The organism is Bradyrhizobium sp. WSM1743, assembly GCF_000473065.1.
Lineage (GTDB): Bacteria > Pseudomonadota > Alphaproteobacteria > Rhizobiales > Xanthobacteraceae > Bradyrhizobium.
The window spans coordinates 38,881-45,195 of the sequence record NZ_AXAZ01000069.1 but is presented as its reverse complement, the minus strand read 5'-3'; the positions used below and the strand labels follow the sequence as shown (position 1 = coordinate 45,195).

The 6,315-nt window shown below is 64.5% G+C and carries 6 protein-coding genes; 2 read left to right on the top strand and 4 right to left on the bottom strand.

Annotated features, from left to right (window positions below):
- Positions 1 to 249: 249 nt before the first annotated feature.
- Positions 250 to 1,239 carry a zinc-dependent alcohol dehydrogenase family protein gene (locus YU9_RS0131030; protein WP_027576289.1) on the bottom strand — a complete coding sequence of 330 codons (990 nt, stop codon included), beginning with the start codon at positions 1,237 to 1,239 and terminating at the stop codon, positions 250 to 252.
- A 103-nt stretch (positions 1,240 to 1,342) separates the two neighbouring features.
- On the opposite strand from YU9_RS0131030, the gene YU9_RS0131025 reads away from it, so the two are divergent.
- On the top strand, positions 1,343 to 2,242 hold the full coding sequence (locus YU9_RS0131025) for a LysR family transcriptional regulator (RefSeq protein WP_027576288.1): 900 nt from the start codon (positions 1,343 to 1,345) through the stop codon (positions 2,240 to 2,242).
- 352 nt (positions 2,243 to 2,594) lie between these two features.
- On the top strand, positions 2,595 to 3,743 hold the full coding sequence (gene rnd / locus YU9_RS0131015; RefSeq protein WP_027576287.1) for a ribonuclease D: 1,149 nt from the start codon (positions 2,595 to 2,597) through the stop codon (positions 3,741 to 3,743).
- Between the two features lie 241 nt (positions 3,744 to 3,984).
- On the opposite strand, the gene YU9_RS0131010 is transcribed toward rnd, so the two are convergent.
- The 3 genes from YU9_RS0131010 to YU9_RS0131000 all read right to left on the bottom strand — a co-directional run bounded on the left by YU9_RS0131010 (position 3,985) and on the right by YU9_RS0131000 (position 6,303).
- Positions 3,985 to 5,367, bottom strand: coding sequence for an aspartate aminotransferase family protein (locus YU9_RS0131010; RefSeq protein ID WP_027576286.1), 1,383 nt, complete (start codon positions 5,365 to 5,367; stop codon positions 3,985 to 3,987).
- Between the two features lie 172 nt (positions 5,368 to 5,539).
- Positions 5,540 to 5,710 (bottom strand): hypothetical protein, encoded by a 171-nt coding sequence (locus tag YU9_RS49285; protein WP_198028325.1) that lies wholly within the window; start codon positions 5,708 to 5,710, stop codon positions 5,540 to 5,542.
- A 29-nt stretch (positions 5,711 to 5,739) separates the two neighbouring features.
- Entirely contained in the window at positions 5,740 to 6,303 is a 564-nt protein-coding gene (locus tag YU9_RS0131000) for an isochorismatase family protein (protein ID WP_027576285.1), read from the bottom strand.
- Between the last annotated feature and the right edge of the window lie 12 nt (positions 6,304 to 6,315).

Below are 6,315 nucleotides of genomic sequence, written 5' to 3'. Positions count from 1 at the left end.
GAGCAGGCGACGATTCCCCCCTCAGGACCTCGTTCCGCCCCGTCGGTCCAGGTCCCTCCCTTACCCGACGATTANCGACCCAGAGGNTCCGCCCGCGCGGCCTGAACGCCATGTCCCGAACTCGATCGCAACCATGCACGCCCGCTTGCTTCGGGCGCTCATCAAGACCTTGCCGCGATGTCCGTGCTGTGGCGCCCGCGAAGCATCAAATGGACGTCGACGCCCATGACGCAGTAAGACTAACCCACCCTACAGCGTCACCACGATCTTGCCGAACTGATTGTTCGACTCCAGGAAGCGATGCGCCTCGACGATGTTCTCGAAGCGAAACGTCTTGGCAATGATCGGCTTCAACGTGCGGTCCGACAGCCCGTCGAGAATGAACGCCTTTGCCTTTGCAAGGCGCGCGGGATCGCGGATGATCTCGTGCACGAGATAGCCGCGCAGCGTCAGGCTCTTGCCGAGTACGTTGAAGAGCGGGAACGGCGTCGGCTCGGGGCTCAGGCCGCCATACTCGATCAGGATCCCGCCCGGCGACATCGCGCCTGTCAGTGGCTCGAATGCGGGACCACCGACGGCATCAAATACCACGCGGACGCCCTTCGAACCGGCGATCTCCAGCAGTCGCGCTCCGACAAGCTCCTCGCCTGAGACAACAACGTGGGCGGCGCCGGCATCGAGCAACGCCCGCCGCTTGACCGAGGTCCGCGTCAGGGCGACCGGGACCGCGCCGATCCGGTTCGCAATCTGGATCGCAGCAAGCCCGACACTGCTCGATGCCGCCGTGATGGCAACGATGTCCCCTCGCCCAAGTCCGGCGATGTCGACCAGCGCGCCATAGGCCGTCAGATACTGCATCCACACCGCGGCCGCAGTTTCGAAGCCAAGCTCCGGCGGATGCTTCACAATGAGCTCGGCCGGAAAGGTCGCGAGCTCGGCATAGGCCGGCCATCGCACCATCGACAGCGGCGGGACGATGCTCACGATATCGCCTGGCACAAAGCCGGTCACATCATCCCCGACCGCTTCGACGACGCCTGCCGCCTCCAGACCCAGCCCCGACGGAAATGTCGCGCTCTCGATATACGTCCCCCTTCGCAACAGGGCCTCGGCACGGTTGAGACCGAGTGCCTTGACGCGAATCTGCACCTCGCCCGTTGCCGGCGGCGGGACATCGACGCTCTCGATGCGCAGCACTTCGGGACCACCATGGTGATGAAAGCGAACGGCGCGGGCCATGGATACACTCCAAAACAATTGAACTGAATGGAGCTATGCCGATCCGGGCGAAGGGGATAAATCGCCTAATCAAGCGAACAGTCAAAACCAGGAGTTTTCAATCATGGACCGCCTGACCAGCATGGCCGTGTTCGTCAGGGCCGTCGATCTCGGCTCGTTCGCAGCCGCGGCCGACGCCCTGGAGATGTCGGGGCCGATGGTCGGAAAGCATGTGCGCTTTCTCGAAGACCGACTCGGCGTCCGCCTGCTCAACCGCACCACGCGGCGCCAGAGCCTGACCGAGGCTGGCCAGGCCTATTACGAGCGCTGCCGCGCGGTGCTCGCCGAGGCGGAAGCCGCCGACGCCGTCGTGTCCGACGAGCTCTCCGAGCCGCGCGGCAGGCTGCGCGTGACCATGCCGGCCCTGCTGGGACGGCACTGCATCGCTCCGTTGCTGATAAAGCTCGCGCGGAAATATCCACATCTCGAGCTCGACCTCTCCTTCGGCGATCCGATCGCTGACATCATCGAAGTCGGCTATGATCTTGCGATCCGGACCGGCGATCTCGACGACCAGTCCGGCCTGATCGCGCGGCGCATTGCAAGCCAGCGCATGGTGGTGTGCGGCGCGCGCTCGTATTTGCGCATCAACGGCAAGCCAAAATCGCTCGACGACCTCGCCGCACATCAGGCGATCATCTATCGTCGCTCAGGGCGCGTCAGGCCTTGGCTGTTTCCGCAGCAAGGCGAGCGCCCGCGCGAGATCATGCCCTTGGGCAGGCTGAGACTCGACGATCTGGAGGCGATCGCCGATGCCGCCGCGCAAGGCATGGGGCTCGCCTGGCTGCCCTACTGGCTGGTTCGCGAACGCCTCAACACCGGTGCGCTGGTCAGCCTCTTCGCCGGCCAGCCTGAATTCCTCTACGACTGCCACGCGCTGTGGCCCCGTTCGCCCCGGCTGTCGCCAAAGGTCCGCACCGCCGTGGACACCCTGGCGGCGGCCCTGCCGAAGCTGATGACGTGACGGTGACCTCGCCGGCATTAACTCCCCGTCCACCATCCGGCAGCCGACACGGCCGGTAACCACGAGAATTAACAGACCCTCAACGCACGCCCGACAAATCTATCAATGTTTCTGGAGATTTCGCCGTGGATCTGTTGGTTTTCGAGTTCCTGGGACTGGCTCTGGTCGCCATGTGCGTGATCGTGGTGGCGCTGCCCTGCGCGCGAAAACCCTCGCAGCGGGTCCGTTACGAGTAGGAATTTGGTCGGAAAGTCCCGATCCGGGCCTGATGCAAGGCTCGAATTCGCTTAGAGCCCCTTGACATCACAGCACTTTCGGCAGAACGGCTGATATCACGTGTCATGGGCCGTTCATGGATTTGATTACCACCACCGCTGACCTCGCGGCTGCCTGCAGCCGGCTGGCCAAGCACCCCGTCATCACCGTCGATACCGAGTTTCTGCGCGAGACCACCTATTACCCGCTGCTGTGCGTGGTGCAGATGGCCAGCGCCGAGGAAGCCGTGGTCATCGACGCCCTGGCCGAGGGCATCGATCTCAAGCCGTTCTTCGAGCTGATGGGCAACGAGGGCGTGCTGAAGGTGTTTCACGCCGCCCGCCAGGACATCGAGATCATCTGGCACCAGGCGGGCATCATCCCGCATCCGGTGTTCGACACCCAGGTTGCCGCGATGGTGCTCGGCTACGGCGACAGCATCGCCTACGACGCGCTGGTCGAGAAGGTCACCGGCCACCGTCCGGACAAGACCCACCGCTTCACCGACTGGTCGCGCCGACCGCTGACCAAGGAGCAGATGCATTACGCGGTGTCCGACGTCACCCATTTGCGCGACGTGTTCGCAGCGCTCGACACCGACCTGAAGAAGCGCCGGCGCAGCGAATGGGTCTCGATCGAGATGGAAGTCCTGACCTCGCCCCGCACCTATGATTTCCACCCCGAGCGCGCCTGGGAGCGGCTGAAGACGCGGGTGCGCAAGCCCAAGGACCTCGCGGTGCTGATGGAGGTCGCGGCCTGGCGCGAGCAGGAGGCGCAGAGCCGCGACGTGCCGCGCGGCCGCGTGCTGCGCGACGAAGCCATCACCGACATCGCGAGCCACGCGCCCACCACGCTGGAGAAGCTCGCGCATCTGCGCTCGGTGCCGAAGGGGTTCGAGAAATCCAAATGGGGCGCGGACATCGTCGCCGCGGTCGAGCGCGGGCTGGCGCGGGACTTCTCGAAGTTGCCCAAGCTGGAGAAACCGCGCAACAATTCGAATGGCGCAGCCATCGTCGAGCTGTTGAAAGTGCTGCTGCGCATGACCGCCGAGCGCCACGCGGTCGCAAGCAAGGTGATCGCGACCGTCGACGATCTCGAAGAGATCGCGGCCGACGATGAGGCCGACGTGCCAGCCTTGCGCGGCTGGCGCCGCGAGCTGTTCGGCGACGCCGCGCTGAAGCTCAAGCGCGGCGAGCTGGCGCTGGCGATCGAGAAGGGCCGCGTGGTCGGGGTGCAGCGGGCGTAGGGCTTCGTCGCCAAATTGCAAACGCGGGCCAATTGCCAGACCGTCATCCCCGCGCAACGGCGAAGCCGTTGCGCGGGGGTGACGGCGATGGATTGGGCCCGCTGCCTCCACACCGTCATTGCGAGCGCAGCGAAGCAATCCAGAATCTTTCCACAGAGGCAGTCTGGATTGCTTCGTCGCCAGCGCAAAATTGCTTCGCAATTCTGTCGCGGGCTCCTCGCAATGACGGGGAGAGAGCCCGCTATGCCGGCGTCAGCTTCGCCACTTCCGCCTTCATGTCGTTCAGCACGCCTGAGATCACGTCCACCAGCTCGTCGATCTGGGCCTTGGTCGTGATCAGCGGCGGGCAGATGGCGATGGCATCCAGCATATTGCGCGAGATCACGCCGCGCTCCTGGAGCATGCGGCTGGCGATGCCGCCGACGGCGCCGGGCGTCGCCGCTGCGGTCTTGCGTCCCTTGTCGAGCACGAGCTCGAGCGCTGCGATCATGCCGACGCCGCGGACCTCGCCGACCAGCGGGTGGCTGGCGAGCTCACGCAGCTTGCCCTGCATGTAGGCACCGAGCTCGGCGGCATGTGCGACCAGGCCGCGCTCCTCGATGATCTTGAGGTTCTCCAGCGCAATCGCCGCGCCGACGGGATGGCCGCCCGCGGTAAAACCGTGGCCGAGCACGCCGATCTTGTTGCTCTCGTCGGCGATCGGCTCGAACATGCGATCGTTCAGCATGACCGCCGACAGCGGGAAATAGCTCGAGGTGATCTGCTTGGAGACCACCATCGCGTCGGGCTTGATGCCATAGGTGTCGCAGCCGAACATTTTGCCGGTGCGGCCGAAGCCGCAGATCACTTCGTCGGCGACCAGCAGGATGTCGTACTTCTTCAGGACCTTCTGGATCTTGTCCCAATAGGTCGCCGGCGGAACGACGACGCCGCCTGCCCCCATCACCGGCTCACCGAAGAAGGCCGCGATCGTATCCGGCCCTTCCTTCTGGATCAGCGCGTCGAGCTCCTCGGCGCGTCGCGTGGCGAAGGCTTCCTCGCTCTCGCCGGGAGCACCGTCCTTGTAGAAGTGCGGCGAGCCCGTGTGCAGGATGTTCGGCAGCGGCAGGTCGAACGAGCGGTGGTTGTTCGGAAGACCCGTGAGGCTGGCCGACGCGATGGTGACGCCGTGATAAGCGCGCAGGCGGCTGATCACCTTCTTGCGCTGGGGCTGACCGAGTGCATTGGAGCGATAGGCGATCAGCTTCAGCACGGTGTCGTTGGCTTCCGAGCCGGAATTGGTGAAGAACACCTTGCTCATCGTAACAGGCGCGAGCGCGACCAGCTTCTCGGCGAGGTCGATCGAGGGCCCGTGCGATTTGGCGGAGAACGTGTGGTAGAACGGCAACGCCTGCATCTGCCTGTGCGCCGCCTCGACCAGCCGTTTCTCGTTGAAGCCAAGCCCGACGCTCCACAGGCCGGCCATCGCTTCGAAATAGCGCTTGCCCGTCGCGTCGAAGACATAAGGCCCCTCGCCGCGCTCGATCACCAGGGGGCCTGCCTGCTGATGCGTGCGCGCGTTGGTGTAGGGATGGAGCTGGTAGGCCACATCCCGGGCCTCTTGCGAATTGGGCAGCATGGACATTTGCGGGGATCCTTGAAAGCGTCACGGCGCCGGCGCAGCCGGCGTCATCACTCGATGATCAAGATACTTGGCTATTGCGCCGAGGCAGAACTTGCAACGCCAATGTGTCGGCAGCAAGCGCTCAGCAGCGTTGCACAAAGCCGCACATGACAGGACCGCAGTGGGGAAGTCCTCACGCTGCGCCGTCGTCGTCCCCATCGTCGGTGGCGGCAACGGCCTCCTTCACCTCCACAAGCGCCATCGAGAGCAAATAAACTGTCGTGGGCAGCCCAAGCCTGCGCGCCTTCTCGGCGGCACGCGACAGATCGCTCGCTAGCTCCCTGAGTTCGTCTCCCCGCGACAATTGTCACCCCATCCACCAGTCGCGGCCGCCTACACCGCAACGGCGCCGCTGGTTCTGATCAGTTCGGCGCCGGATTGAATTGTAGCAAAATTCCCGATGACATTCACTACCGCATGCCGGTAGGCGGCGGCATCGTCGGTGCCCGGCTGCCGGCAAGCCACGGCATCAGTGATCACCTGGTAGCGATGACTGCGGTGAAACCCGTCGACGGCGGTGGCCAGGATGGTCTCGTCCAGGGAAAAGCCGATCAGAATGCAGCGCGTGGTGCGGATACTGGACATATAGTCCACAAACCGCGACGAGCTGTAGGCGGACGGCAGCGGGTGCTCGAACGTCATCTCTCCCGGCCGCGGTTTGGTCTGTGCGATCCAATCGGTCAGCCTGGATGACGGATTGAACCAGGCCGCTTGCGCGATGCGCTTCAGATGCATCACCGGCCACAGATTGCCGCGCCACAGAGTCAGGAGTTCCAGGCAACGCGCCGTTGTCGCCTCACCGTCGAGGATGACGTGGCGGCGGCCGGGGGTCAGGTACTCGACCTGAAGATCCGCACAGACCAGGATCGGCGGATCATCGTGGATGGAAGCCAGCATTTTGTTGCGCGC